Source organism: Endozoicomonas sp. Mp262, from assembly GCF_025643335.1.
Taxonomy (GTDB): Bacteria; Pseudomonadota; Gammaproteobacteria; order Pseudomonadales; family Endozoicomonadaceae; genus Endonucleibacter.
The window spans coordinates 280,903-307,423 of record NZ_CP092489.1 but is presented as its reverse complement, the minus strand read 5'-3'; the positions used below and the strand labels follow the sequence as shown (position 1 = coordinate 307,423).

Genomic DNA, 26,521 nt, shown 5'->3' with positions numbered 1-26,521 from the left:
ACATGGGATTCAGGGAAAGACTAGCCCGGATGATTATGCCAAAGAACTCGGCATATACCGGGGCGGGAACCGGGCGACGGGCAGCCAGTTGGTATGCCCCGGTGACAGGCCCCACTCGCCAGCTACAGGCTGACCTGCCTAAACTTATCAGCCGGTCAAGGGCTGCTATACGCAATGACCCGTGGGCAAGCAGTGGTCTTGAGAAGCTGGTCAGCAATGTGGTTGGCCGTGGTATTACCCCAAAATCACTGGCACAGGATGACGGATTGAGAGAGCTGCTACAGGATTTGTTCTTGCAGTGGTCAGAAGTCAGCGACCCGGACGGTGTTTTAAGTTTTTATGGCCAGCAGTCTATTGCAGCCCGAAGCATGTTTGAGGCCGGTGAATGCTTTGTACGGATGAGAAATCGGCGGCCAGAGGATAATTTAATTGTTCCCCTACAGCTTCAAATTGTAGAGGCTGAGTATGTTCCCCTTCATTACAACGACACAATTAGCAGCGGCAACATTATCAAGGCCGGTATTGAGTTCGATAAGGTGGGTCGGCGTGTGGCTTACTGGATGCACAAAGAACATCCGGCAGAAACCAGCTTTGACAGCTCAAAATTAGTCCGGGTTCCCGCAGACGATGTATTGCATATCTACGAACCATTAAGACCGGGACAGTTACGAGGGCAGCCATTGTTAACCCAAGTGCTGCTGAGAATGTTTCACCTGGATAAGTTCGATGATGCCACTTTGCTTAGGCAGGAAATCGCCAACTTATTCACAGGCTTTATTACCAAGCCCAGCCCGGAGGCGGGAGCCGTTGACCCATTAACCGGGAAGCCGTTGGATTATAGCAATGGTGATCTGCCAATGGTGGCTATGGAACCCGGCACTATGCAGGAACTAGCCCCCGGTGAGGAAGTGGCATTTAACACCCCTCCCGGCACCAGTAGCGATTATCCCAACTTTATGCGCCAGCAGCTGATGGCTATCAGTGCCGGGATTGGCCTGCCTTTTGAATTGCTATCTGGTGATATGAAGGGAGTCAGTGACCGGGCGCTGCGATTAATGCTTAACGAGTTCCGCCGTCGTATTCAGCAAATACAGCAGAACCAGATTATCTTTCAACTTTGTCGGCCTGTATGGAGCCGTTGGCTGGATATGGCTGTGCTCGATGGCGCTGTTTCTGCCCCTGACTACGCTACCAATAAACGCAAAACGGCCAAGGTGAAATGGATTCCTCACGGCTGGCCTTATATGCACCCAGTACAGGATATGCAGGCTCAGAAAATGGCGGTGAGAAGTGGGTTTAAGTCACGTTCTGAGGTGGTTTCAGAGCAGGGTTATGATAGCGAGCAGATAGATGATGAGGTAGCAGCCGATAACCGGCGAGCGGATAACTATGACCTGAAATATGACAGTGACAGCCGGGATATTCCAAAAGAACAGGAAATAATTGAGGACAAGGACGATGCCCAGGAATAGCAAACAATGGTTTTCTATCAAAAATGAAGCCGATAAAACGCCAGAGTTGTATATCTTTGATTATATCGACGACTGGTTTGGTATCAGTGCTCAGAATGTTGTCGATCAAATTAAGGATATTGATGCAACGGATATTAATGTTCGCATTAACAGTCCCGGAGGCATGGTGTTTGAAGGCATTGCCATTTATAACGCTTTGAGAGCACACAAGGCTAATATCCATGTCACCATCGAAGGGTTGGCGGCCAGCATTGCCAGCGTTATCGCTATGGCCGGGGATACCGTCACGATGGCAGACAATGCCCTGATGATGGTTCATAACCCGTTCGGCTGGGCCAGTGGTGATGCTGAGGCTATGCGTAAAACAGCCGATGTGATGGACAAGATAACTGACAGTATCGCCGTGTCTTACACTGCCAGAACCGGCAAGTCGCTGGATGAAATGAAAGCCATAATGAACGATGAGACGTGGTTCAATGCCGATGAAGCATTGGCAGCCGGTTTTATCGACCAGATTGATGAACCCATTAAAGCAGCGGCCAGCTTTGATCTGACCAGCTTTAAAAATACGCCAGAAGGTATCGGTCTGAAACCAGAGCCAGAGCAGGAACAAGAACCGGAAAATAAAGCCGGGGAAGCTATTACTGTTGCAACCCTATGCAATGACGCTGGCTATCCAGAAAAAACCAGCGAATTTCTAACCGCCAAGCTAACCGAGCAACAGGTAAAAGATAAGCTGGACGACTTTACTGCCATTAAGAACCTGTGCGCTGCGGCCAGGAAAGATATGGCTGATGAATTTATCAAGGCCAATAAAAGCCCACAGGCGGTAAAAGATGAACTGTTTAATCTGCTAACCAAGAATGACACGCCCATCATCAACACCCTAACCCCTGAGCAACAGCAGGAAAGCAAAGAGCAGCCCGCTATTGATACTCAGGCAATCTATAACAGGCGCAACGCCTAACCCCTCTCAATCCCTCAATCCCTCAATAAAAGGATTTTCCCATGACTGTTAAAACTGAGTCCGTTCACACTGGCGAGTTTTTGATATCCGAAGGAAACAACAGTATAAGCCGTGAAAACGTAAAACTTCTTGCAAATAAGTCTTATGTTGTTGGAGAGGTATTAACCAAAACCAGCGACGGCTATTACAAAGCTTACGATCTTACATCTAGCGGAGCCGCAGGTGTGATTTTTGCGGATGTTGAATCTGGGGATAATGATGGACAAGGTTTGGCTATTGTTCGCCTGGCAGAAGTCAAGGCTGCTTTATTGGTATGGCCTGAAAATCTTTCGGAAGATGATATAGACAAAGCCATTGATGAACTAGCGGCACATGACATTGTTGTTCGCAGCTAATCCATTCTGCTTTGTTAGACCACAAAACGGATTTTAATATTTAGTTATCAGGGAGATAGCACATGGCATTGCTGGATATTTTTAACGATGATGCGTTCAGCCTGACCAGCTTGACCGCCACCATTAACGATCAGGAACTGAAGCCGGGTCGTCTGGGGGAGCTGGGGCTGTTCCGTGAAAGCGGTATCACCACGTCTACTGCCGTGGTGGAAAGCATTAACGGTGAGCTAAAGCTGCTGCCCACTGCCCTGCGTGGCGCACCTGCACCACAGGCAACCGGGCAAAAGCGCAAGGTTCGCAGCTTTGTGGTTCCTCATATTCCTTATGACAGTACTATCCTGGCTGCTGAGGTTTCCGGCATTCGTGCCTTTGGTACTGATGACACCTTACAGGGTGTGCAGTCAGTGGTTAATGGTCGTCTGTCCCAGATGAACGCTAACCATGAAGTGACGTTGGAGCACCTGAGAATGGGTGCGCTCAAGGGTAAGATTCTGGATGCTGATGGCACCAGTGTTATTTATGACCTGTTCAGCGAGTTCGGTGTTACCCAGCAGAGCCATACCTTCGCATTAAGTACTGCGACCACTGATGTACGCATTGAAACCGTCAAAGCCCGCCGTAAGGTAGATAAGGCACTGGGCGCACAGCCTTACACTGGCCTGCGGGCGGTTTGTGGTGCCGACTTCTATGATGCCTACGTCGGTCACGATTCCGTCAAGGATGCCTACCAGCGTTATCAGGATGGTGCCATGCTCCGCAATGACCCCAAGGGCGGCTTTCAGTTTGCTGATGTGTTCTGGGAAGAATACCGGGGCAGCGTCGGCGGTCAGTTGTTTGTTCCGGCTGATGAAGCGTTCCTGTTCCCGGAAGGTGCCGATATTTTCCAGACATGGTTTGCTCCGGCAGACTTTATGGAAACCGTAAACACCGTTGGCCTTCCCCGCTATGCCAAGCAGAAGGTGATGGACTTTGATAAGGGTGTTCAAATCCATACCCAGAGTAACCCCCTGCCCATCAACCTCAAGCCTCGTGCTGTTATCAAGCTGAAGATGTCGTGATAGACGATGAGCTAAAACGGCTCGGTGATATAGTGCAGGCCACCTTTGGCCTGCCGATCACCATAACCCGCACAGATGGAGAAACCATCGAAGCCAGCGGGATTTTTTCCACAGAGCTGATGGAGAACGGTCAAGTGGAGGGCATGGTTGAGCAAGTGACCGTTATCAGCGTCGATGCCCGCCTCACACTTAACCGGGGTGACCGGATTGGTGATAAATGGCGGGTTGACCGCAAGCTGAAAGAAGACGGCTATCTGGTCACATGGAATTTATATGAGCAGTAGCTTCTACAGTATCGATATCAGCGCCGATCTTGAGCAACTGCCTGAATCCGTGAGTTCACTGTAGCCCAACTCCTCTGGATCAACCACAAAACGTAAGTTCCAAGTTAAAATGCACCCACTCTAATTTTCACCACCTGGGTGCATTTTTGTGAAACTGAAAATTGAACAATCACAGACGGAATTTTATACACCGGTCGCAGGGCTTTATTTCGTTGGTCATGCACTCAACAAAAAGACAGCGTTAAGCAAATCCCTGCGCAAAATAAAAAAAAGGCACCGTATCACTCATATCGACCTGATCAGAGCTTACTGCGGCCAACTGGCTCAGGGTAAAAGTGATTTTGATAATGTTGATAATAACCGGGATAACGACTGGTTCCGGTTGGCAATGGGCATTAAACAAATGCCTTCAGCCAGCCGCTTAAGACAGCGTTTCAATGAAGATGCCGCCCAACTGATTCCTTTCATCGAGGACAGCCTTACCGATGTCCTGGTTAATCTTCAGGTGCCCGTCACACCCCTTCCGAAAAAACTCGATAAGAAGCAGCACATACCACTGGATATCGACGTATTCCCTATGGATAACAGCAATACCAAAAAGGAGGGGGTCGAGTACACGTATAAAAAATTCTTTGGTTATGCCCCTATTGCCGCTTACTTTGGCTGCGAAGGCTGGTGCCTGGGATGTGAATTACGCCCAGGCTCTCAGCACTCCCAGAATGATTTTATTGGCTTTTTACAAGCAGTGCTGCACCGCAGCCGACGTTTGACCCGAGCGCCTATTCTGGTTCGCCTTGATAGTGGCCACGATGCTGAGGAATCGCGCCGGGAAATCGCCGGGTTCAAAGGTGTGAATCACATTATCAAGCTCAACCCAAGAAAGTATCACACCAAGGAACACTGGCTCCCCATTTTTGAAGAAAAGCAAGTCAAATGGGAGGAGTCGCGTCCAGGAAAGAGTTATGCGACACTCTCAACCGTCTATGAAACCAACTATGGTAACCAGCGTCTGATTATTCGCATTATCAAGCGTACCACTGATACTGTAGGGCAGAGATTTCTGACACCCGATTATGAGCTGGAAGGATGGTGGACAACACTCAGCGAAGCTGACTACAGCGATGATCAGATCATTAATCTTTATGAGGATCATGCGACCAGCGAGCAGTTTCACAGTGAGTTGAAGACTGATATGGATTTAGAGCGCCTGCCTTCAGGCAAGTTTGACACCAACGACCTGGTGATGTGTTTGGGTGCACTGGTCTATAACATTCTGCGCTACATGGGGCAGAGTTGCTTGCTCGGGCCAGATGCGCCGGTACGTCATAAAGCCAAACGACGCCGGTTAAAAACCGTGATACAGGAACTCATCTACCTGGCTGCCCGTCTTCTGAAAAAAGGACATCAATACCGGCTACGCTTTGGTCGTTACTGTCCTGGTTTCAGGTCTTTCCATCAATTAATAAGCCAGCATGCACTTTGTTGATTGAATAGCGAGATAGAAAAAAATGCCATAAATGAGAAAGTACTGTATTGATAACGGTAGGGCTTCTTTCAACCTGTCTTCAAGTTTGATGATATTTTGATCAGCATTTATGCTTAAAAACGACATAAAAACACTTCAATCAATAACCCGAGTTATTTTCAAAGGAAAAAATTAATCAGCACATTTTCAAAACTGCCGGGCAAATCAAGAAATCACGGATTCAGGAACTGTTTAACGAATTTCAGGATGCCCCGGATAAAGTAGATAAGGCAGTCCGGCGAGCCATGAGCAAACTGAGCCGTTTTACCGAACGTCAGGTTTTTCGTGAAATAAGCCGTGTGCATCCCATTACCCAGAAGCAGTTGAAAGCCTTGGGGCGGGTGAGAATCAAAGTCTTTACGCCTAATAATGCTGTTAATAATTACGCTTTGGATGTCTTTATCGGCACCAATGAAATAGCCGCACACTATTACGGCAAACCCCGGCAAATGGCGAAAGGCGTTAAAACCGGCAGAAAATTCTGGCAGGGCGCTTTTACCCTCCCCTCAAAAAACAATGATAAAGAACTGGTATTCAAGCGAACTGACAACTGGGAACACAAATATGTTCGCTCCCGTCGCTCAGGCCGATGGATGTGGATGGGGTTGCCGATCAAGATGCAAAAAAACAGTATCCATCAAGACGCTGTTGCCGCACTGAATACCCTGCTGCCCAAACTACAAGAACGGCTTAATACCCTGATGCAACAGGAGCTGCATTATGCCCTTGGCATCGAATGAAACTGCTATTTTGAATGCTGTAGTTAGCCGGTTAGAGACGGTGACAGAGAATGTCCTGCTGGGCTATTCAGCCACAGGGGTGCAGGACAGGGACAATGCCCCGTTTATTATGGTGCAGTTGGAGTCCCTCGATGAATTGGGACGGCAAGGCAATAAAGCCCGGTATCAATTCCGGTTCAATATCAGCACTGCCGTCAAAACCACAGATAACACCACCCAGGAATTACTGATTTATACCTGCGCTATTCGACAGGCATTAGACAGCGATGAACGCATTTGCAGCCAAGCCAGAAAACACTCCCTGGAAGAAACCCAGTTTGATATAGCTCCCGGTCATGGCCAGCTTTCCTTTGCGGATATGGCACTGACAGTGGAAGCCGTCCTTTAACACTTCCTTTAACCCCTACCTTACAAGGAACGTATCATGTCTACAGAACGCAGCTTTATCGGTGCAGGCCAGATTCATATCCAGCCCTATGATAAATCCGCTCCCCTGCTGCCATTGGGTAACGTCAGTGAGTTTACCTTCAGTTTTGAGGAAGACCGGAAAGAGCTGAAGAACTATCTGGGCGGTGGCGGCAACCGTAATGTTATCAGCCGGGTGTCCGGTATTACAGCCAGTGTTGTTGCTCATGACTTCACTGCTGATAATATTTCCCTGGCTTTACGTGGCAGTGTGGCAGCCATCTCCACAACAGCCGTGGTTGACGAAGAACTGGTTAGCTATGGTGTAGCAGATGAGCTGATTCCGTTCAATAGCCTGCCTGATAACAGCCAATTCCTTACAGTGAAAGACAGTCTGGATACAGTGCTTACGGAAGGGGATGATTATGAACGGGTGAAATCCGGTATTAAGGTGCTTGATGGCGGTGGTATTGATAATCAGGGTGTAAAAGTTAGCTATACCCCTGTTCAGGCCAATATGGTGCAGGCATTGGTGGAGTCGGGTCGTGAATTTATCCTGTTTATGGAAGGGCTGAATGATGCACAGGAAGGCTTACCCTTCAATATCCGGGTGCATCGGGTGAAGTTCTCACCAGTGCAAAACCTCGGCTTTATCTCCGATGACTTTGCCAGTATTCCTTTGCAGATTGATGTTCTGGCAGATACCTCAATCACCGGAAACGGTTTAAGCCCTTTCATGCAACTTGACCTTGCCCAGTAAAAACTATGGCTTCAATCAAACAATCTGCAATCCGGCTGGTTTTAAAGGCGAGGGATGCCCTCTCTCGCCCGGTTAGCCAGTCGGCCTCATCCCTTGAAAAGCTCAGGGAAGAAGCTCGCCAGCTAAAAACCAGACTGTCTGACCTGCAACAACAGGACAAGCTGTTATCGTCCTTTAAAGCCCAGACTCAGGCGGTGCGGGATGCTGGCAAAGCCTATCGGGAGGCGGAGGAAAAGGTTGAGCAACTGGCGAGGGAGTATGGCAATGCTGATAAACCCTCTCGCCAGATGCAGCAGTCATTGGAGGCAGCCAGAAAGTCAGTTATTGCGGCTAATCAGTCCTATCAGAAGCAACGGGAGAAACTGAGTCAGTTACGAAGTGGTTTAAAAGACGCTGGTCTTTCTAATCGTAATCTGACGGCACAACAGAATAAATTACAGAAGGAACTCAAACAAACCAGCACTGCTTTTGAAACCCTAAACAGTCGGGTAAAAAGCACAGCCCGTAATATCAAAAACCAGTCATTCAGCAAATTATCAAAAGATGCAGACCGGGCATCGGGCAGTCTGCAACGGTTATCAGGGCGCTTTGCGGCACTGGTCGGTGCGACCGTTGGCCTTTATGGCTTAAAGCGAGCGATGACAGGGATACTGAATACCGGCGATCAGTTTGAGCGCTTGCGGGTACAGCTTAATGCGGTGATGGGTTCCGTCGAGCAGGGTGAAGCGGCGGTTCAGTGGATTAAACAGTTTACACGGGACACTCCCTATCAGCTCGAGCAAGTGGCAGAATCCTTTGTCCGCCTGAAAGCCTTTGGCCTTGACCCGATGGATGGCACTATGCAGGCCATTGTCGATCAGGCGTCCAAGCTCGGCGGTGGGATGGAACGGCTGAATGGTATCACCCTGGCTGTCGGTCAGGCCTGGGCGAAACAAAAGTTGCAAGGTGAGGAAATCTTGCAGTTAGTGGAACGGGGTGTGCCGGTCTGGTCACTGCTGGAAAAGGCCACTGGCAAAAACGTACAGGAATTACAGAAGCTATCCACCGCAGGTAAGCTCGGCCAGGAAACTATCAAACTGCTGATTGATGAAATTGGCAAAAGTGCCTCTGGTGCTGCCGCAGAGAATATGAGCCTGTTATCCGGCTATGTAAGCAATCTGAAAGATAGCTGGCAAAACTTTCTGGATGAAATTGCCCAAAGTGGTGCGCTGGATTATGCCAAGGCTCAGTTAAAGGCCATCAGTGAACAGATAGCCCGGATGGGCGAAGATGGTCGTCTGTCCAGGCTGGCACAATCTATCAGTGATGCCTTTGTGCAAATGGGCGAGGCCATCAAGGCCAACTTTGCCGGGATTACCTTCGATGAAGTGGTAGCCAGAGTTAAAGGTGCCAGTGATTCTATCAGTGCTACGCTATCCGGTTTAAACCAGACCTTCACGTTAACCGGCAATAGCTTAAAGCTATTTTTTAATGGCTTCACTATTTCCGTTAAAGCCTTTGGCCTGGCAGTCAGTTCGGTATTTAGCCAGATTGCCAGCGGTGCGGGCGAGCTATTTTCTTTCGTCAATGCCGATGAGCTGGCAGCAAAAACAGCCCTGATTCAAAAATCCCTACAGGCAGCCAGCAAAGGCTATGCCGCACAGATAAAACAGGATGCCGATGATATTCAGGCGGCTTTCAAGGGCATTATTGAGGGCTTTTCAGACAGTAACCAAAAAGCCCAGCAGACGATTCGTGCGGAAAGCCAAAAAACGGCAGACACCGTTGCAACCGACCAGTCACAGCTACAGGAAAACCTGACTGCTACCCAACAAGCCATGACCGGGCTGAAAGAAGAAACAGGTGAAACCGCAAAAGAAACAGAAAAGCTTGGCAAAGCCACAAAAGAAGCAGCCAGCAAACAGGAAGAAATAGGCAAGGCCACAGAATCCGTCACAGAAACCCTTGCCAGTTATTACAGCAATGTCACCAGTGAACTCGCCCAGATGAGTAGTGCCGCAGTACAGGCATTTGAGTCTATGCAGGGCGTAGACCAGAGCACCACCGACAAGGCACAGGATGATATTGCCACCCTGAAAGACCAGCTTGAAGCGGCACAGGCAGAAGCACAGCGACTATCCGAAACTATTTCAGCCGACCCTACGGGTATTGATAGCTGGCTGATAAAAACCGGAGCCAATGCCGCTTATATCAAGGCTCAATTTCTTGAACAGAAGATAGCGTTAATGGAGCTGATGGATGCCTATGAGCAGGGCAAAGTTAGTATGGAAGCCTTTGTCAGCCAGGGCAAAACTGTCGCCAGTACCATGAACCTGCTGGATCAGCAAAGCCTCGATCAGCTCAACCGTTCTATTGAACAGGCCGAAGCAGGAATGGAGCGATTAGCAGATAGCAGCCGAAGCACACTGGAAAACCTGCAAAATGAACTGGATCGGTTGCAAGGTAAAAATGAGCAGATAGAACAACGCCAGTATCAGGCCAGACAGCGCCAGCTACAGACAGAACTGGAAGAAGCAAAAACCAGCGGTGACAGCACCGCACAGCAAAATCTGCAAAAAGCCCTGAGCCTGAACAGCCAGATTTATGATGAACGACGCAGGCAGTCGGCACAGCAAAAGCGGGAAGAACGAAAAGCACAGCCTGCTATTCAGGCACCACAGCAACCACCAAGACAGAAAACAACACCAGATAAAGTGATTCGCCTGGACTACCCCGGCGGCAATATCAATGTGGGCATTAACCCACGGGATGAAACCAAACTACTTGATATGCTGAAATATACAGGAATGAGGTCGATTTAATGTTGCTTGGCACAATAGAGCTGCCTGATGATTTGTTATGGATAGATGAATTTGACTGGAATCCTGTAGCTCAGGAAATTGATCGAACATTAACTGGCGGCTTAATAATTCAGGAGCAACCCAAGCTATACGGCAGACCTGTTACTTTATCAGGAGAAAATAATTCTGGCTGGGTAACAAGGGCAACAGTTAATCAGGTAGTCACACTGTCCGAATCCGCTAATTCTACACTTTCTCTAACCCTGCCAGATAGCAGGGTTCTATCTGTTATCTTTGACCGGGCAAATGGCTCAATAACGGCACAGCCATTATTTTATAGTTCTAATCCTGCCTTAGATGATTACTACTCAATAACAATTCGACTTCTAACTGTTATTTAAATAACTGAATTAGCTCTCGGAAAAAACATGGCAATTAATAATGAAAATGTGAAGCTGCTTGAAAGCCAGCGTCTAACCGATGAGGACGATGGTGGTGGTCGTATAACAGGAACAGAAGTCATAGATGGTAACGTCAATAATCTATTTCAGGATATTTCCAGAATAGACCGAACCATTGGTGATGTGGCATTACGTAAGGCATTTGTTGGTATTGATACCGACAATAACGACGTTTATCTGGGTAGCCACATCATCCTCACCGACCCACCAAACGATCCTAATGTCTCCGTCCTGTTGTTTAATACCGATGACCAGACCGATGAACGCAAGGATGCCCGTAACCGGATAGAGGCCTATGTGGTGCCGAGCACCATTGCCAGTTTTGAGTTATTGGGTAATCAGATGGCCGGGCAGAGAAGCATTAGTGCAGTTCAGCGGGAAGAACAGAAGCTGCCGGAGGTGGGTGAGGTGTATCGGCTATTGGATGAGGATACTGGCAATGAGCAGTTTATCCGGGTCACAGCGGTTGAGCATACCCTGGAAACCTTTACCTATGAATACGCCACCGGCAGTTATATTGACCTGGTTCGCCGCAAGGTGGATATGGAAATCGGCTCGGCACTGGCCTTTAATTTCCCTGGCGGTCGGGTAACGCCCTCTGGCACCACTACACCGAAAAGTATTATTAATGCCACACAGGTGGCTGATGCAGCCAAGTATTACAGTATCCAGCCTACCAAGGCGGACATTGCCCAGGGGGATTTAAGCGTTAAGGTGCGCTCGGTGTATGCGCCTTTAGTGCCATCGGCTCGGGTGGAAAGCCCCCTGCTGGATCAGTCAGGTATATACACGGCTAAAAATTTGGTGCCAGCCAGTGAAAGCAGCCGTTTAGTATCCTGTCAGTTGATTCATATCACCGGCAACCAGAGCCGTACCTTTCTGCAAACCGGTGCTTTACCCGGTAGTGTGACATTATCCCTTGAAGGTGGCACCTGGCAGGATGACAACAAGGGCGGCTTTATCCATAGCAGCGGTGTTAACGGCTTTGCCAGTATCACCCTGGATTATGAAACCGGGGAGTTGAATATCTGGCGCAATAGCAGTTATAGCACCGGCCAGGCTTCGGTCACCTATACTCCGGCCACAGCGGTGGTAGGGGCAGCCATTAGTGACTCCCTTGAAATTACCAACCAAAACCGGGGCTTTAACTACACCCTTAATCTGGCCGAGGCCAAACCTAAACCGGGGACGCTTGCCATCAGTTATATTGCCTTGAACAAGTGGCAGGATTTGGTTGATCCCGGTAATGGCCTGCTGGAAGGGAGCGGCACCGGCACTATGGATTTTGCCACCGGCAGTGTCTCTCTCACCCTTGATGCTATGCCAGACCCGGACAGTGCCATAGTCTTTAACTATGTGGCACAAAATGATGATGAAACCGCTATTCATACCGGGGACGCTGTAGCCGATGCTCCCTCTTTTATCCATGTCACGGAAAAGCCTGGTATTAAACCCGGCAGTTTGACGGTGACGTATATTAGCAGCACTGAAACTAAAACCCTGACCGATCAGGGGAATGGTGTGCTGTCCGGGGATGGGCAAGGAACCGTTTATTATGTGTCGGGAGAATTGGGCTTTAAGCTGGAGGCCATGCCGGATAGTGGTACTGAGATCGAGATCAGTTATGAGCAAGGTGAGGTGGCAGGAGGGAATATTTCTGTAGCTGTTGACGGTGCCGGGATGATGACCGGCACTATTTCTGGCGCGCCTTTGTTACCCGGCTCGGTCAGTCTTCAGTTTATGGTGGAGCGTGACAGCAATGTACCCAATACCGCCAATACCAAAGATTTCCAGAGTTATACCACCACCCATCAGAAAACCAAAACCCTGTATGACGATACCGCCGGAGGCTGGCAAGGCTTAACCGGCACCCTGGATTACCAGACCGGTGCCTTCAGTGTGCAGGCTATTGAGGATTATGACTATACGGAATACACAGTAACAGGAGGTGGCACTCTTGGCGGTGCTAGCCTGGCCAGTACCACGGTGACTAAAACAGAACTGTTTACAGGTTCAACGGTCATCGCCAAAGCCCAGGATAATAGCCTCAGCCATAGCCCTTACATAGAAACCATCAATAATCCTGAACTCACCATTGATCTGCTGCCATTAATAGCCGACCCATTGTTACCGGGTAGTTTGATTTTTAGCTGGCAGGGAGATACTTATTTTGACCGGGATGGTTTGCTTTATAAATCAGTCAGCACCGCTACCAATGCCGGAATCAATGTGGGCACCATTGATTACACCGGCGGGATGGCCACCTTAGCCAGCTATCCCGATGGAGTCCCTGGCACTGTCACTATTGAAGCCGCAGCTACCATTCGATCGGGCTTTAAAACCGATGCGGTTTCATTCAGAACACCGGGCGCTCCCATTCGTATTGGCAGTTTGCAGCTCACTGCGATTCGGGCAGATAACGCGGAGATCATTACCGCCACCGCAGATTTTAATGGCGCGTTTAATACGGCAGAGGTCCAGGGAAAAATTGATACAGCCACCGGCTGGTGTGAACTTCAGTTTACCGATGGGGCTGAGTCTATTTATGTGATTCCCCAAAGCATTCGCTATAACTGTGTGGTGGAAACCAGTCTGCCGCTGGATGCCGGATTAATTGGACTGGACCCGGTGCGTTTACCACCCGACGGCCAAGTGCCGGTATTTCGTCCCGGCGATATTGTGGTGATTAATCACACCGGTAGCACAGATTTGGCTACGCCTACTGCCGGTCAGGCAGTTAACCTCAGCCGTAACCATCAGGCAGAGATCATCATTGAAGATAGTGACGGCACCTTGCTGGATACCAATCAGTATACCGTTGACCGGGAGGCGGGACAGATCACTTTTGCCGATCCGTTAAGCCTGATTGATGGTGAAGGCAATCCACTCACCGCACCTTTTACCGCAAAAGACCGGGTGGAACATATGAGCGTGGTGAGTGATGTGCAGATTAACGGTGAGCTGTCCATTATCGCCCCTGTCCCCTGGGACTTGCCTGCCGGGGAAACCACGGTCAGCAGTGCGGTGGTTTATGGTGATTTACAGGCCAGGGTTCACCATTTTTATAGCCAAAAGGTGTGGGATAACGGCACTCCCAACTGGAGTGATGAACGCATTGGCGACCAGACCACCGCACAATACAACACCATTAACTACCCGGTAGAGGTCACCAATAAAGGGGCTATCGATGGCCGGTGGGCCATGCTCTTTACCAGTACCAATAGCTTTCAGGTGGTGGAAGAAAAACTGGGGATTATCGCCTCCGGCAATACCGACACCGATATGGCTCCCATAAACCCGGAAACCAATGCCCCTTACTTCACTCTAAAAAAAGAAGGCTGGGGTACAGGCTGGTCTGCGGGTAATGCCATACGCTTTAATACCGATGGCTGTCTGGCACCTTTGTGGATTTGTCGAACCGTACTGGCCGGTCAGGGAACAGAAAAAAACGACAGGTTTACCTTGCAGATTCGGGGAGACGCAGACTGATGGCGGGGGTATTTTTTGATAAGGATAATATAGACGGCTATCTGGAGACAAACCAGTATAGCCCCTTTGGCTTTCATGTTGGGGTTCCTTATTTTAGCCATGATGGTTATAGCCATAAAATCTGGATGCTGCTGGAGCGCGGGGAAGGTTCTGATAACTCCCCCTTGGTGAATATAGTGACTAATGAAGGCAATACCGCTCTCTATGTTCGGCTTACAGATGGCAAGCTGGATTGCAAAATTCAGATATATAATAATCCATCCCGCTATTTTCAGTTTACCACCGTCGATCCTTTGCCCCTTGATGAGCTTATAGAAATAGCGGCTATTTTTGATTACCCCGGCAAATATGCCGATAACGGTAATTTAAAAATTTATATCAATGGCACTTCTGTCGCAGTGACAACAGCGGGCTACTATCCCAGTACTTCAGACACTATTTTTGACACATATATTAAGGTAGACATTGGCAGGGGCGATGCGACTATTGATGTGGCAAAAAATGTGTTTATCAAAGACCTGGCTATTCTGCCTGAAACTGTTTCTGGTTCTCCTACTCCCGATAACTTCCACTTAAGCATCGGAAAATGGCAGGCAGACTTTAGTGCTGCCACTGACCTTAAACTGGTGTGTACCCGAACCAATTATGATGGCGATGCGCCATTAACCCTGATTAACTCCGGGGTTAGTTGGATTGAGGGCAGTGGTCTCCCAGATGACACAGGAGGAGCGGGTGGGATTATTATTCCCGGCAATGGCAACACCACCACCATTCAGGGAACAGTGACAGAAGACGGTATTCCGGTATCACGGCGGGTCTTTGCCATTACCCAGTCCTTACTGGAAGTGGCAGGCAGTGAGCAAACCCGGCACGCGGTCCTGGATAGCACCCTGAGCGATCCGGCCACTGGTGACTATGCGCTGGATACCAGTCCCTATGAAGGGGAGGTGCTGGTATTAGCGATGGATAACTATGGCCAGCTATGGCAACCGGACACGGATTATCAGGTAGGTGACGTTATCCGCCCTGCCCAGTTTCAGGGCTATATTTATATTTGCACCGTAGCCGGAACCGGTGACAGCACCGAGCCTCAGTGGTGGTTTGATATCGAGAACAACCAAGCCATAGGCACCGCACAATTCAAGGCCAAGCCTTATACCCGCCCTCTAGCCCACGGTCCACTGCTGCCAGAAATTACTCCATCATAAGACTATGGCTTACCAACCTCCGGTCAGGGCTGACTTTGCTTTTCCTTCTGAATTTTATCTTCCTAAATCCAGTTTTACCTTTTACCCCGAGCCTGGCGTTATCTTTCTGCCACCGCCTTCAGTGGTCAGTCAGTACCAGTCACAATGGAGTCAAGGTCGTGGCTGTGAAATCAACAAGGAAAGCCTGTTTTTAAATGCCAGCAGACAATACAGTGAGCACAAAGTTAATTATCAAGACGCCACAGCAAGCAGCGCACTGTTTCAGCTTAACTGGGGCAGGTTAGCCTATAAGGAAGTCACTGTATCATCCAGCTTTAAACCGGCTCAGCCTAAAGATAATAAAAAAGCAGACCAGTGGGTTCAGTTAACGGCCATGGATAGCCATAGACAAAGCCTATGGGATCAAAGTGTTCAGAATCAGGATCAACAAAAAAACCACCACTGGCAGATTCCGCCAAGAAAGGATAAACAGCAGACGGAATCCTTTTACCGGGTGGATGAATTTACAGAAAAAACAGAGGATGAATATCAAGGCTATCAGCCAGCCGCTTCAATCCTTCTTGATTTTTACTTTAGCCATCGCCGCTATAGCCCATTATCAACGCCTGCCGTTTACTTCCGTTTTAGCGTCCGCCCTGAAAAGCAGGCAATTCGCCCAAAAGACGCCCGTTTAAACCAGCGCTTTGATAGTCATCAGGCACAGGATCAGCCGGTCAAAATCCCGTGGGGTTTCGGTCAGAAAATTACGGATGAGCATATCACCAGTGAATACGGCGGCGAGACAGAACCCCAACCCGATAAGCCCGAACCCCAACAGCCCGATATTAGAGAAACCTACCTGCTTATGAACACTATCAGCGTCGTGACTTTACCCGACCGTATACCTTTGGAAATGCGGGAACTGGATATAAGCCTCGATATTGATAGTTTTGCATGGTCGTTAAGGGGCGAAATATGGGGAGCAAGCAGCCTGGCACAGGTGGAGCCAGACAGTAATGGCATGAAGCAAATAGAAGTGAATATTAATGGCTGGCAGTGGCTGTTTATGATTGAGCGTTATGACACTGACCGGGCATTTAACCGGGAACGCTACACTATTCACGGCACCAGTCGAACCAGTCTTTTAGCAGCCCCCTACGCACCACTGAGAAGCAAAAGCAGCACAACCAGTATCAACGCCAAACAGGCCGCCACCGAAGAACTCACCAATACCGGCTTTACCCTCAACTGGCCAACCACAGGAAACTACACCACCCCAGACTGGATCATCCCCGGCAACACCTTCAGCTACCAGAACCAGACCGCCATGCAGGTCATCGCCAGAATCGCCAGCACTGCCGGAGCCGTTATCATCCCCGATAAAAACACAGACACCCTCACCATCCAGCCCCGTTACCCGGAAAGCCCATGGAACTGGCCAGAAACCACAATGGACAAGATCGTCCCCGCCAGCATGGTCATAAGCCTGAGCGCCAGCTGGCAACCTGAAGCAGAATACAATGCCGTCTACGTATCCGGTATTTATGAAGGCGTATCCGTCAACGTCAAACGCCAAGGCACCGCAGCCGATAACCCCGCACCCGATATATTCGAGGATTGGCTAACCGAAACCCAGGTCAACACCGAACGTGGCAGAAACGAACTGAGCAAAGGCGGCAACCAGAGCATCACCACCATCGAACTTCCTCTAACCGACACAGAAACAGCTCCCGGCCTGATAGAACCGGGCAAGTTGGTAGAGGTTCAGGATATAACGGGCAACTGGCAAGCCCTCTGCCTCAGTACCCGGATAAAAGCCAAAGTGGCGAAAGTCACTCAGACTGTTGAGCTTGAGCGGCATTATTAATGTCATTATTTTTTCATGAAGAGGGCGGGTAGGACTAGCAGTAAAGAGATTCCCGGCTTTGTGGTAAGCAGCAATAAGCAAAAAGGAATAGTTAGTAGTGATAGCCAAAGTAAGTGGAGATATGTAATGCCTGAAATCAGAACGATTGTTAGGATCAAGGTCATACTTATAGCTAAAGCTACCAACGGCGGCATTACCATGCGTGAGTTTCGTGCCTGCATAATACAGCCCAACCATAGCCATAGGTTAATCAATATGAAAATTACCAGCACGGTATAGTTAAGCATACCAACGACTCCAAAACTGACTGAGTTTTGGATTATAGAGAAGAGGCAGGCAGAATGGCCACCACCAACATCTGGCAAAAATTCAAGGCACTGATCCCGGAAGGCAGCCGAACCATAGTCACCATTACCGCCAACAATGGCAATGGCACCAGTCAGGCACAGTTGAGAGATGGTTCTGTGGTGACAGTGAAAGGTGAGTCAGTTCAGGCAGGGCTGAAAGCGTTTGTGCAAGGTGGGGAGATAAAAGGTACTGCGCTGGATTTGGCGCAGTATGAGGTAGAAGTATGACTCATCTGCTTGACCATTTCATACAGCAGTCACTACCCCAGCCTTTCCATACCTTGCAGCAGAGTCCTCTGCTCCAGGATCAGGTACTTTATTAACAGTAAAAACCAAACCCTGACCGGGCCTGAAATGCAGTTCGCGCTGATGAGTAGCAATATTGCTTTTGCAGAAGAAGTAATCAAATCCATCCTTCGCCTCTATAAACCCGTAAGTGCCGCACCAACGTTTTAATCTCCCTGAAAGTTGCATACTTTATTTGCTATCTTTTTTTTTTAGTTTTACGAAACAGCGGTCATTGGTTTCCTCAGTAATAGCTACCAGCTCAGGGTGATTTTTGATCAACTTTTTTAAGGTCTGTGAGCCATAACTGCGCGGGTCAAAAGCGGGATCAATATCTTTAAGGGACTTGCCCAGATCACCCAGATAAATTTCATCATCCGCCTCAGAGCAATTTGAAAATGCCTTAAAAAATAACTGCTCTAAGGAAAATACACTTGAATCATACTCTGGCAGAGTATCTGCCTTGCTCTCACTGTTACTCGCATCTGGCAAGTTATCGTAATACACATAACTATGGCAGGCCGCTATCAAGTGTTTCGCGGGAGGTTCTCGCCTGCCGATACCCAAAACATATTTACCCATTTCCCGGATGCGCTGAGCCAGAAACTGAAATCCATTATCTGATGATGCAATACACACAGCATTGATTTCTGGAGACCTCATCAAAATTTCTATTGCATCCATGATTAAAGCATGGTCAGCCGCATCATGCCCATAATCAAACTGCTGAACAGGCCTGGCACCATTAGCATGCAACACCTCTTTCCATGAGGATCTTACGGGGTTGGTCCAGTCTGCATACACTCTCTTTACAGCAATTACGCCTAACCTCTGAACTTCCCTCAATATCCCTGAAAATTGCTTGGGGCCGCAGTTTTCTCCATCGACAAGAACAGCAAAGTTTTTGTTATTGAGCACTGAAACATCCTTATAATGCAGATCATTTATTCTCTTATGCCCAATAACTATATCAAATACAACAGCATGTAAGGAATCCGAGACACTCTGCCACTCTTGGCACAGTGCCTGATGCCCTTTCAGACTATTACCAGTTACAAAACTGCTCTTTATTCATCCCAAGCAGCCCTCGAATATCCTTGAAGTTTAGCCTTAACAGGGGGGATTCAGGATGCACTTCCTGCCGGATATAGTTGTGCGCAAAAAAGAAAAGCCACCCTACCAATCTTGATGCTTTCAGCATCCCAAATCCTTCAAGCCCTTCCCTGACATGGGCCACATGCTCAACAGCATTACTTCTGCTAAAGCCAAGCAGCTCCCCTATCTGATCATATGTTGCACCAATCATGTATAAATAACCGCATTGTTGCTGACGTACAGTCATTACATCAGCCAGGCTACTATCCAGAGACTGGTCAGGAATCAAAAAATCAGACAAAGCCAGTAGCTCAGGGTCGTCGCGCTTCTGTGACTCACTTCTGATATCAATAAAATTTGTTGTTAAACAAGATGAGGAAGGAGCAACGTACTGGCGTATTACATTACGCTGGTATACCTCCCGCCATAGTTCAAAATTGTTAAGCTGGTGCAGCAGCTATTCCCGTGACATCAATTAAATCACTGCAACAGCAAGGCTTACAGTAAATTCCAAATGGAGTGATTTCGCACAAAATAACGTCTACTTTTGATAGGGATACTTTATCAATGGCTGTCTCTCATGGCTTATCCATTCCAAAAAAGTCGTAAGCATCTTTGTGCAAACAGTTTAATTACTACGATTTCTGAAAGTTATGAGCAAATTCCAGATGTCCGACCAAACAAGGATTCCAGAAAAATAACAATACATGATGCCTCCATGTCCGCTTTTGCCATGATGCATCTCAAGTACCCATCGCTCCTCTCGTTTGAGCGTGATAAAACAGAGCAAGAAGTAAGGCATAACCTTGAGCACCTGTATCAGATAAAAAAACGTGCTCCCTGTGATACCAGTATGCGGGAAATCCTGGATCCAATAGATCCCGTAGAGTTCAAAAAGCCTTTTAAGACATTGCTGTCTAACGTCCAAAGGGGCGGATTACTGAAGGCATTCGAATTTCACTGCGGGAACTTGAAAAATCACTACTTGCTCCCGATCGATGGAACTGGGCTATTTTACTCCTGCAATAATAAAAAACCTTGTCAGGAGTGCTGTACTAAAAATAAGGGAAAGGCCAACGAAGCTCACTACCACCAGTTAATGGCAGCATGCATTGCTCACCCGGATCAAAAAACAGTCTTGCCATTGGCACCGGAAGCCATAGTTTGCCAGGACGGTTCGACCAAAAATGACTGTGAAAAAAATGCCATTAAACGGTTGTTTGCCACCATACGAGAGCATCACCCACGTCTAAAGTTCGTTATTCTTCTGGACAGTCTTTATGCTGACAACCCCACTGTCCAACTGATTAAGAGTTATGGCTGGCATTACATCATTGTCGCGAAAGATGGCAACCATGCCTCGCTGGTTGAAGCGATGGATGAGCTGGATAAAGAAGGAAAAGTTCACCGTGCTGAAAAAGTTAATGAAGAGACTGGAATTAAGTGGTGGTTTCGCTATGCCAATGACGTCAGGCTGAACAAGGCAAAATATGCAGAACAGGTTAATGTGCTTGATTTTGTCGAAACCGATAAAAAAGGTAAACAGCATATCTGGTGCTGGGTGACTGATATTCCGCTTAACGAAGAAACCATAGAACCCGTCATGAAAGGAGGGCGCTGCCGATGGCATATTGAGAACCAGACGTTTAACACCCTGAAAAATCAAGGCTACGATCTCGAACATAACTACGGTCACGGTGAGAAGCACTTAGCCACAAATCTGGCCTATCTGACGATGCTTGCTTTTCTCGTAGATCAAATACAGGAACTGTGCTGTCCCCAGTTTCAGGAAGCTTTAAGAACCCGCTCAAAAGGAGTCCGTATAGCATTATGGAAATGGATACAGGGCTATTTTTTGCATTGGCTGATAAAAACGTGGGAGGGGCTTTTTTACACAGTAACTCATGGTATTGAAGAGAAAAGGGTGATTCCATTCGATACATCATAACCGGCCATATCGTAGCTACGTTCAGGGGTGACATTTTTTCTTTAAAGCTCCGCTTTGTTAATTGGCGGCTCAGTTTTGATCGGCTTCATTATTTTTGCTGCCTTATTGTCAATACCAACGATCATCGACGTTCATCATGCGGGAATAGCTGCTGGTGCAGCCCCTCCTGTTTCAATACCTTTTTTATTCTTTGTCTATATTGCTCAATGGTGCCACTGGTAACCCCCATTATCTCGCCTGTCTGCTCTGCTGTGGCACCTAACAAGCAGTAAAGATAAAAGCACTGGAACTGGCGATCGGAAAAAAGATTAGAAAAGCTGATATCAAGGTTGGCGTTTGTTGAAATATAGCGGCGAATCATATCTCTCTCAATCATAAACACCTTCTTTTGGGCGGCTGTCAATAACTATGCCCCAAGCCCTACACATAGATACCAGACGCACAATTAAACTGCCAGATCAGAAGCCCATCTTGAGTTTTTCCTTACAAAAAAACGACATTATCCAGCTATACCATTGACCCGATCTTTAATATCAGAAGCAAACCCTTCATAGCGTCTAAGAGCAGTTACATGAACCTGCACATGCTGCCCATTCTTTTTCATAATCGGAAGGTCAAAAAGTATTCGATCCAGGTCATCAGGACTATCAACATTAACCACACATACAACCCTTCTTTCCCCCACACACTTCCACAAATCGACAACAATTCCAGCCGCTTTAGCCGAGAGAGCAGCATCAGCCTCCTCTGCCCAGATTTCAAACAGAGCCCGTTGTGACATTTCAGATGAATAATCGACTTTAAAGTCAAGAAAGTAGAGCATAACCATCCTCTGCATTGTTTTTATTTGCACACAGCATATTACAAAAACCCCAGCTTGTGACTATCTAAAAACTGAACTACAACAAAACTTAACTATAACCGTTCTGTACTTTACTCCCCCGTCGAGCTGGCTTAGCGTTGCTAGTATCAATTGAGTCAGCATGAGTGCCTATGAAATATCATTTTGAAAAGTCGTCTAATCTCAGATATACCGGCTGTAACCTGTTGTTTGCTGAACTTGCAGGTTTCCCGGCACCAAGCAACATCATTGGAAAAACAGATCAGGATTGTATTTGGGGGAAAAATGGCGGGGGAATATGTAGTACAACAGACCGATATGCTTTGAAAAATGGCTTTTATGAGTCAACAGAAAACCTTCCAACAACTCAGGGCTGGCTGAAGTTTAATATCCTGAAAGAGCGTACAACAAAAGAGTGTCTAAAAGGCAGCATGACAGTTATTCAAAACTCAGTAGAGTCAAAAATGTTAGCAACATTTTCTTCTGGACAAGGCGTATATATTGACTACATCAGCCAATACTTAAAGCCGAAATATCTTATGACAATTGCAGCTATTGCTAACTGCTGGCCAGACGACCACACGAAGGAGAAGCTTGGAAAAAGCAGGCAAGCCAAGTGCCGCTTTAAAAAGGAACTTATTGCTCTTTTCCAGGTAACACACCTACCTGAGCTGAAAGAGTTATTAGACCAGCTAAAGATTACGAATGTTGCCTGTACTTTGGAAAAACACAATTACCTGCACAACCTGTAACCAACAGCCCCAGTTCAAGGTTACAAATGTAATGTTGACTCATCACATGCTAATAGCCAGATTAAATAATAGACGTATGATGATATTTTTCTGGCTGAAGTTATAGGGTGTCACAGAAGACACTATAGCCTAAAGGATTAAGGTACTATGATGATGTCAATCCAATCAGACAAGATCACGCTCTTGAAAAGTGTAAAACTTTGGCTGGAAAATCAGCCACAATCCTTGGAGACAGATTACTGGAAAAAAGAGATACAGCAGGCGATTGACGGCTCAATCTCTCCTGCCCTCAAAGGTCTGATGACAGATTTCAAACTTGCCACCAGGCGAACAAGCAAATAGTTATTTCATCGAGCAGATACAGCAGGGTGTTCGCTGTATCTGGCTAATCAGTTCAGCTCTATTTAGAACAGCCAGGTCAGATCGAAAAAAACTACATCAATGGTAAACTCGTATACACAGGAAAATAAAAATTAGAAGCATTTTCACCTTGCCCAAAACACTGCCCAAATAGACTAGCGCCAAGTTTTCTTGCCTAATAATTCAAATAGATAGAATTAATATGCCGTATCCTTACGGCCACGGGCAACCCTTGACAGCGGCAGGGTGGGGGGACTTTTTCATCCCTTCTTATATTCTCCTTTCACACCCAAATAACCCTAAATATCAAACAGTTAACCAAAAGCTAATCCAATTAATAGCCTTTCATGAAAGTGCAGCTTTTCAATCGTGCTTATCCGAAAAAAACGACAGGAATATTTAAATACTTTAAAGCCACTGCTTGATCAGGCCGCCCAGCAAAAAAGTTGCTGATATACATTGATGAAGCACACACTCCCCAAGCCACAGACCATGGTTATGGTTGGTCTGAAAAAGGGAAACGCTTTTGGGTATCTTCTGACTCTCCCGACCACTCTGCTAAAGTAACGTTCTATGGCCTGTATTGCTTTAATGGCGGTCAGGGCTGTCTTTTTATTAGCTCATATTGTCGCTTCTATAATTTATATAAGTTATAAAATAAGCTTCCACAAAGTGCTATGCTCAGCATTAGCTTATTAACTCTCTATTCCAGAACCAGTTAAAAGAGGCTTAACGGTGCGATTATTTAAAGCTACCCACTGGATACTTTGTCCCTTTGTCTCTATTTTTAGCATCTGTTTGTGGGCTGGTGGAAATATACAAGAGCAATTACAATGGGGCAAAGAAGCCTATTTACTAAATAACTACCAGCTGGCCTTAGCCTATTTTCAAGCGGCAAATTACATGACTGAAGGCGAGGGAAACGCGGAGGCTCTCTACTATATAGGTTTAATTAATAAAGTGCGCAACCAACGAAAAACAGCTCTTCAAACCCTAATGAAATCTGGTCAACTAGGCTATCAAGATGCTTACTATCAGTGTGGCATAATTTACTCTTCCAGCGGTCAATTTGTAGATGCAGTGAAATGCTATACCTTGGCAGCTAAGAATCAACATTTAGGAGCCTGTACTCAACTTGCATCAGTTTGCACAAAAATACAAAATAAAAAAGAAGGAGAAAAAAAGTTTTCTGAGGTACAAAGTGTATTTATGTTTGCGGTAGGTAAAAATCATCCAACTGCTCTATTTAATCTCGGATTAATGTATGCTCAAGGGTTTTTTTATGAACAAAACTTACACAAGGCGATTGAACTCATTGAGTTAGCCAAAACTCATGGTCTTCCAGATCAGGCACAAGCAGATCGTAAAATTCAATACATCCAGAGTTTACAACAAAACTATCAAGGTATAACGACTATAGATGATGATTCACAGCTAGTACCCACACAAGCTTCTTTTATGCAATTATGATTAGAGGTTTATCCTTTGTCTTCCAGCATTCAGGATTACCGACACTATAAACAAAAATCATACTCACAAGCAAAAGTTTTTAATGCCGAATCATAATTACCTGACTATAATATTGCCTGTATGTCCATCTAACAGCATCACTATTTTATTGGCTAACTATAAAAACCCTATTAGTGATTAAAATGCAGAGTAATATGACAGGGCAAAAATATGATCAGAATTTGAACAGAAAATTGATTTCAAAAGCTGTAGAATCCCATGCTTTTTCTGTTGCCTGATGTCTGCCAAAGCCCTTTTTTCCAAGTTTACATCGCTTACCGACAAACGAGACCCGAAGAAGTCAACACATATTCTTGCAGAGGTTATGTTCATCTCAGTTTGTGCCATTCTCTGTGGCGCAGATGATTGGAATGGCATTCGCTTGTTTGCTGAGCACAAGGAAGGCTGGCTCCGTAAGCACTTAACCTTGCCTGGCGGTATTCCAGTAGCGGTTACATTCAATCGTATTTTCGCCACTCTTGACCCGGAAGAGTTTCGCAAAATCTTCATCCAGTGGATTAGGGATGTTCTTTCCGGACTGGAGCTCTCTGATAGCAAGATAGTTGCTCTTGATGGCAAGACTGTTAAAGGTTCGGCCTGGAATAAAGGCAAAGATGCAATACACATGCTTAACGCTTGGTGCACAGAGGCTGGACTGTCGCTGGGTCAGTATAAAGTTGATGAAAAATCCAACGAAATTACGGCCATTCCTGAGCTGCTCAAGCTGCTTGAACTCAGTGGCAGCCTTGTCACTATCGATGCAATGGGCTGCCAGAAAAAAATTGCTACTGCAATCCTGAAAAAAGAGGCAGACTACTTGCTGGCGGTGAAAGGCAACCAGAAAAAACTCTATGGAGAAGTGACTCGACTCTTCGACCAATACTGGCAAGATAATCTGGAAGATGCTCCTGACCATTACTTTGCGGAACAGGAAGGTAAAGAGCATGGTCGTATGGAGCACCGCCGGTGCTGGGTTATCAATGATGTTACTGAGGACTCCAATGCTGCCTCATGGAGAGCCAAAACCATAGCCGCAATCCAGTTAGACAGTAGCAAAAAGGGTAAAGGGAAAACACTCATCCGTTACTTTATATGCAGCTGCCAGTTATCAGCTGCCGAGGTACTTCAAGCTACCAGGAAGCATTGGCTAATAGAAAACCAATTACACTGGGTGCTTGATGTGGCGTTTGATGAAGACCGCTGTAGGACAAGAGAAGGGTTCGCAGCAGAAAATCTAGCTGTTGCCCGGCAGGTGACACTCAATCTTCTTAAGTTGGACACTACGGTGAAAGCCGGTATCAAGAATAAGCGCAAAACCTGTGGCTGGAATGAAGACTACATGATGCAAGTGCTTAAACTGGTTGATTTGTGATCATGTTTTTGCCCTGGGAAAAGAGGCTTTTAATAAATTGCATATTTTTTATATATAAGAATAAAAAAACCAACACATAAACTAACCTTTATTTCATTCTGCAGAAATAAAAATTTGCTGATAACTTAGCTTTTCATCAGAGTTTTGGCTTTTAACCTAAGGTTACTTTTATCTCTTTCGCAATCAACCACATGTATTTTCCTATGACACTTCCCTTCTGTTATTGGTGATATACTCAAGCGTTGCCAAAGTAAACTTCAAACAGGCGCAGAAAGCAAAAAAGAACACCATGGTGGAGTTCCACAATAACCTGCTTTCCTTGAAGTAATTCAATAGCGGCTGCAAGAAATCGGCTGAGAATACAGCAAGGGTATGCTCAGGATCATGCTTCATGGCAAAGATAATGGCAGCGATAAAGGCAAAAAATAAGCCTTTGGCTAGATGATCGAGAGATTTTATCTTTTGTGACATTGTGGTTTATCGAAACTTACATTTTGTTGTAAATAATACACAGCACCAAAGCTTGTGAAGACCTATCCCGCCAAGAGGTATGGAGCCAAGGATTAATACCAGTCATGAGAAAAGAGCGATTGGATTATGCTACACACCTTAGTAGGGTTCC

The 26,521-nt window shown here is 46.8% G+C and carries 26 protein-coding genes; 20 read left to right on the top strand and 6 right to left on the bottom strand.

The window, feature by feature from the left end; all coding sequences use genetic code 11:
• The first annotated feature begins 2 nt into the window (after positions 1–2).
• The 15 genes from MJ595_RS01175 to MJ595_RS01105 all read left to right on the top strand — a co-directional run bounded on the left by MJ595_RS01175 (position 3) and on the right by MJ595_RS01105 (position 17,965).
• Positions 3–1,472, top strand: a complete 1,470-nt coding sequence (locus tag MJ595_RS01175) for a phage portal protein (RefSeq protein WP_263080691.1) — start codon at positions 3–5, stop codon at positions 1,470–1,472.
• Entirely contained in the window at positions 1,459–2,439 is a 981-nt protein-coding gene (locus MJ595_RS01170; protein ID WP_263080690.1) for a Clp protease ClpP, read from the top strand. The genes MJ595_RS01175 and MJ595_RS01170 overlap by 14 nt, the downstream gene beginning before the upstream one ends.
• Positions 2,440–2,480: 41 nt before the next feature.
• Complete coding sequence (locus MJ595_RS01165) at positions 2,481–2,834, top strand: head decoration protein (protein ID WP_263080689.1); 354 nt, start codon at positions 2,481–2,483, stop codon at positions 2,832–2,834.
• 62 nt (positions 2,835–2,896) lie between these two features.
• Positions 2,897–3,892 carry a major capsid protein gene (locus MJ595_RS01160; protein WP_263080688.1) on the top strand — a complete coding sequence of 332 codons (996 nt, stop codon included), beginning with the start codon at positions 2,897–2,899 and terminating at the stop codon, positions 3,890–3,892.
• Positions 3,889–4,176, top strand: coding sequence for a hypothetical protein (locus MJ595_RS01155; protein ID WP_263080687.1), 288 nt, complete (start codon positions 3,889–3,891; stop codon positions 4,174–4,176). The genes MJ595_RS01160 and MJ595_RS01155 overlap by 4 nt, the downstream gene beginning before the upstream one ends.
• Positions 4,177–4,324: 148 nt before the next feature.
• Entirely contained in the window at positions 4,325–5,662 is a 1,338-nt protein-coding gene (locus MJ595_RS01150) for an IS1380 family transposase (RefSeq protein ID WP_263078015.1), read from the top strand.
• A 284-nt stretch (positions 5,663–5,946) separates the two neighbouring features.
• Positions 5,947–6,441 (top strand): hypothetical protein, encoded by a 495-nt coding sequence (locus MJ595_RS01145; protein WP_263080686.1) that lies wholly within the window; start codon positions 5,947–5,949, stop codon positions 6,439–6,441.
• Positions 6,422–6,829, top strand: a complete 408-nt coding sequence (locus MJ595_RS01140; RefSeq protein WP_263080684.1) for a hypothetical protein — start codon at positions 6,422–6,424, stop codon at positions 6,827–6,829. The genes MJ595_RS01145 and MJ595_RS01140 overlap by 20 nt, the downstream gene beginning before the upstream one ends.
• 36 nt (positions 6,830–6,865) lie before the next feature.
• On the top strand, positions 6,866–7,606 hold the full coding sequence (locus tag MJ595_RS01135) for a hypothetical protein (protein WP_263080683.1): 741 nt from the start codon (positions 6,866–6,868) through the stop codon (positions 7,604–7,606).
• A 5-nt stretch (positions 7,607–7,611) separates the two neighbouring features.
• A complete protein-coding gene (locus MJ595_RS01130; RefSeq protein WP_263080682.1) occupies positions 7,612–10,407 on the top strand; it encodes a tape measure protein in 2,796 nt (931 codons plus the stop codon).
• Complete coding sequence (locus MJ595_RS01125; protein WP_263080681.1) at positions 10,407–10,787, top strand: hypothetical protein; 381 nt, start codon at positions 10,407–10,409, stop codon at positions 10,785–10,787. The genes MJ595_RS01130 and MJ595_RS01125 overlap by 1 nt, the downstream gene beginning before the upstream one ends.
• A 27-nt stretch (positions 10,788–10,814) precedes the next feature.
• On the top strand, positions 10,815–14,336 hold the full coding sequence (locus MJ595_RS01120) for a hypothetical protein (protein ID WP_263080680.1): 3,522 nt from the start codon (positions 10,815–10,817) through the stop codon (positions 14,334–14,336).
• The gene (locus MJ595_RS01115) at positions 14,336–15,544 is read left to right on the top strand and encodes a hypothetical protein (protein ID WP_263080119.1); all 1,209 of its coding nucleotides are present in this window, start codon (positions 14,336–14,338) and stop codon (positions 15,542–15,544) included. Before MJ595_RS01120 ends, MJ595_RS01115 begins: the two co-directional genes overlap by 1 nt.
• Positions 15,545–15,548: 4 nt before the next feature.
• A complete protein-coding gene (locus MJ595_RS01110; RefSeq protein ID WP_263080679.1) occupies positions 15,549–17,390 on the top strand; it encodes a hypothetical protein in 1,842 nt (613 codons plus the stop codon).
• A gap of 341 nt (positions 17,391–17,731) precedes the next feature.
• On the top strand, positions 17,732–17,965 hold the full coding sequence (locus tag MJ595_RS01105; protein WP_263080678.1) for a hypothetical protein: 234 nt from the start codon (positions 17,732–17,734) through the stop codon (positions 17,963–17,965).
• Between the two features lie 18 nt (positions 17,966–17,983).
• On the opposite strand, the gene MJ595_RS01100 is transcribed toward MJ595_RS01105, so the two are convergent.
• The 3 genes from MJ595_RS01100 to MJ595_RS01090 all read right to left on the bottom strand — a co-directional run bounded on the left by MJ595_RS01100 (position 17,984) and on the right by MJ595_RS01090 (position 19,418).
• Positions 17,984–18,211: a hypothetical protein gene (locus MJ595_RS01100; protein ID WP_263080677.1), complete on the bottom strand. Its 228-nt coding sequence runs from the start codon at positions 18,209–18,211 to the stop codon at positions 17,984–17,986.
• A gap of 3 nt (positions 18,212–18,214) precedes the next feature.
• Entirely contained in the window at positions 18,215–18,940 is a 726-nt protein-coding gene (locus MJ595_RS01095; protein WP_263080676.1) for an NYN domain-containing protein, read from the bottom strand.
• A gap of 127 nt (positions 18,941–19,067) precedes the next feature.
• Positions 19,068–19,418 (bottom strand): hypothetical protein, encoded by a 351-nt coding sequence (locus tag MJ595_RS01090; protein WP_263080675.1) that lies wholly within the window; start codon positions 19,416–19,418, stop codon positions 19,068–19,070.
• Between the two features lie 279 nt (positions 19,419–19,697).
• On the opposite strand from MJ595_RS01090, the gene MJ595_RS01085 reads away from it, so the two are divergent.
• A complete protein-coding gene (locus MJ595_RS01085) occupies positions 19,698–21,065 on the top strand; it encodes a transposase (RefSeq protein ID WP_263078002.1) in 1,368 nt (455 codons plus the stop codon).
• 121 nt (positions 21,066–21,186) lie between these two features.
• Here MJ595_RS01085 and MJ595_RS01080 read toward each other — a convergent pair whose 3' ends face one another.
• Positions 21,187–21,441, bottom strand: coding sequence for a hypothetical protein (locus tag MJ595_RS01080; RefSeq protein WP_263080674.1), 255 nt, complete (start codon positions 21,439–21,441; stop codon positions 21,187–21,189).
• Between the two features lie 123 nt (positions 21,442–21,564).
• Positions 21,565–21,888, bottom strand: a complete 324-nt coding sequence (locus MJ595_RS01075; RefSeq protein WP_263080673.1) for a muconolactone Delta-isomerase family protein — start codon at positions 21,886–21,888, stop codon at positions 21,565–21,567.
• 170 nt (positions 21,889–22,058) lie between these two features.
• Between MJ595_RS01075 and MJ595_RS01070 the strand changes: the two genes are divergently transcribed.
• From MJ595_RS01070 to MJ595_RS01055, 4 genes are all read left to right on the top strand, one after another.
• Entirely contained in the window at positions 22,059–22,658 is a 600-nt protein-coding gene (locus tag MJ595_RS01070) for a hypothetical protein (RefSeq protein WP_263080672.1), read from the top strand.
• 147 nt (positions 22,659–22,805) lie between these two features.
• Positions 22,806–23,000: a hypothetical protein gene (locus tag MJ595_RS01065; protein WP_263080671.1), complete on the top strand. Its 195-nt coding sequence runs from the start codon at positions 22,806–22,808 to the stop codon at positions 22,998–23,000.
• A 753-nt stretch (positions 23,001–23,753) separates the two neighbouring features.
• Positions 23,754–24,488 carry a hypothetical protein gene (locus MJ595_RS01060; RefSeq protein WP_263080670.1) on the top strand — a complete coding sequence of 245 codons (735 nt, stop codon included), beginning with the start codon at positions 23,754–23,756 and terminating at the stop codon, positions 24,486–24,488.
• A 277-nt stretch (positions 24,489–24,765) separates the two neighbouring features.
• Positions 24,766–25,899: an ISAs1 family transposase gene (locus tag MJ595_RS01055; protein WP_263080669.1), complete on the top strand. Its 1,134-nt coding sequence runs from the start codon at positions 24,766–24,768 to the stop codon at positions 25,897–25,899.
• A 201-nt stretch (positions 25,900–26,100) separates the two neighbouring features.
• On the opposite strand, the gene MJ595_RS01050 is transcribed toward MJ595_RS01055, so the two are convergent.
• The gene (locus MJ595_RS01050; RefSeq protein ID WP_263080668.1) at positions 26,101–26,370 is read right to left on the bottom strand and encodes a hypothetical protein; all 270 of its coding nucleotides are present in this window, start codon (positions 26,368–26,370) and stop codon (positions 26,101–26,103) included.
• Positions 26,371–26,521 lie beyond the last annotated feature (151 nt).

Bases quoted from the DNA above. Each gene is read 5' to 3' on its own strand.
- MJ595_RS01140 (WP_263080684.1), top strand. From the start codon at position 6,422: ATGCCCTTGGCATCGAATGAAACTGCTATTTTGAATGCTGTAGTTAGC.
- MJ595_RS01135 (WP_263080683.1), top strand. From the start codon at position 6,866: ATGTCTACAGAACGCAGCTTTATCGGTGCAGGCCAGATTCATATCCAG.
- MJ595_RS01130 (WP_263080682.1), top strand. From the start codon at position 7,612: ATGGCTTCAATCAAACAATCTGCAATCCGGCTGGTTTTAAAGGCGAGG.
- MJ595_RS01170 (WP_263080690.1), top strand. From the start codon at position 1,459: ATGCCCAGGAATAGCAAACAATGGTTTTCTATCAAAAATGAAGCCGAT.
- MJ595_RS01105 (WP_263080678.1), top strand. From the start codon at position 17,732: ATGGCCACCACCAACATCTGGCAAAAATTCAAGGCACTGATCCCGGAA.
- MJ595_RS01145 (WP_263080686.1), top strand. From the start codon at position 5,947: ATGAGCAAACTGAGCCGTTTTACCGAACGTCAGGTTTTTCGTGAAATA.
- MJ595_RS01065 (WP_263080671.1), top strand. From the start codon at position 22,806: ATGATGATGTCAATCCAATCAGACAAGATCACGCTCTTGAAAAGTGTA.
- MJ595_RS01125 (WP_263080681.1), top strand. From the start codon at position 10,407: ATGTTGCTTGGCACAATAGAGCTGCCTGATGATTTGTTATGGATAGAT.
- MJ595_RS01175 (WP_263080691.1), top strand. From the start codon at position 3: ATGGGATTCAGGGAAAGACTAGCCCGGATGATTATGCCAAAGAACTCG.
- MJ595_RS01160 (WP_263080688.1), top strand. From the start codon at position 2,897: ATGGCATTGCTGGATATTTTTAACGATGATGCGTTCAGCCTGACCAGC.
- MJ595_RS01115 (WP_263080119.1), top strand. From the start codon at position 14,336: ATGGCGGGGGTATTTTTTGATAAGGATAATATAGACGGCTATCTGGAG.
- MJ595_RS01100 (WP_263080677.1), bottom strand. From the start codon at position 18,211: ATGCAACTTTCAGGGAGATTAAAACGTTGGTGCGGCACTTACGGGTTT.
- MJ595_RS01055 (WP_263080669.1), top strand. From the start codon at position 24,766: ATGTCTGCCAAAGCCCTTTTTTCCAAGTTTACATCGCTTACCGACAAA.
- MJ595_RS01120 (WP_263080680.1), top strand. From the start codon at position 10,815: ATGGCAATTAATAATGAAAATGTGAAGCTGCTTGAAAGCCAGCGTCTA.
- MJ595_RS01070 (WP_263080672.1), top strand. From the start codon at position 22,059: ATGAAATATCATTTTGAAAAGTCGTCTAATCTCAGATATACCGGCTGT.
- MJ595_RS01080 (WP_263080674.1), bottom strand. From the start codon at position 21,441: ATGATTGAGAGAGATATGATTCGCCGCTATATTTCAACAAACGCCAAC.
- MJ595_RS01075 (WP_263080673.1), bottom strand. From the start codon at position 21,888: ATGCTCTACTTTCTTGACTTTAAAGTCGATTATTCATCTGAAATGTCA.
- MJ595_RS01085 (WP_263078002.1), top strand. From the start codon at position 19,698: ATGGCTTATCCATTCCAAAAAAGTCGTAAGCATCTTTGTGCAAACAGT.
- MJ595_RS01165 (WP_263080689.1), top strand. From the start codon at position 2,481: ATGACTGTTAAAACTGAGTCCGTTCACACTGGCGAGTTTTTGATATCC.
- MJ595_RS01050 (WP_263080668.1), bottom strand. From the start codon at position 26,370: ATGTCACAAAAGATAAAATCTCTCGATCATCTAGCCAAAGGCTTATTT.
- MJ595_RS01110 (WP_263080679.1), top strand. From the start codon at position 15,549: ATGGCTTACCAACCTCCGGTCAGGGCTGACTTTGCTTTTCCTTCTGAA.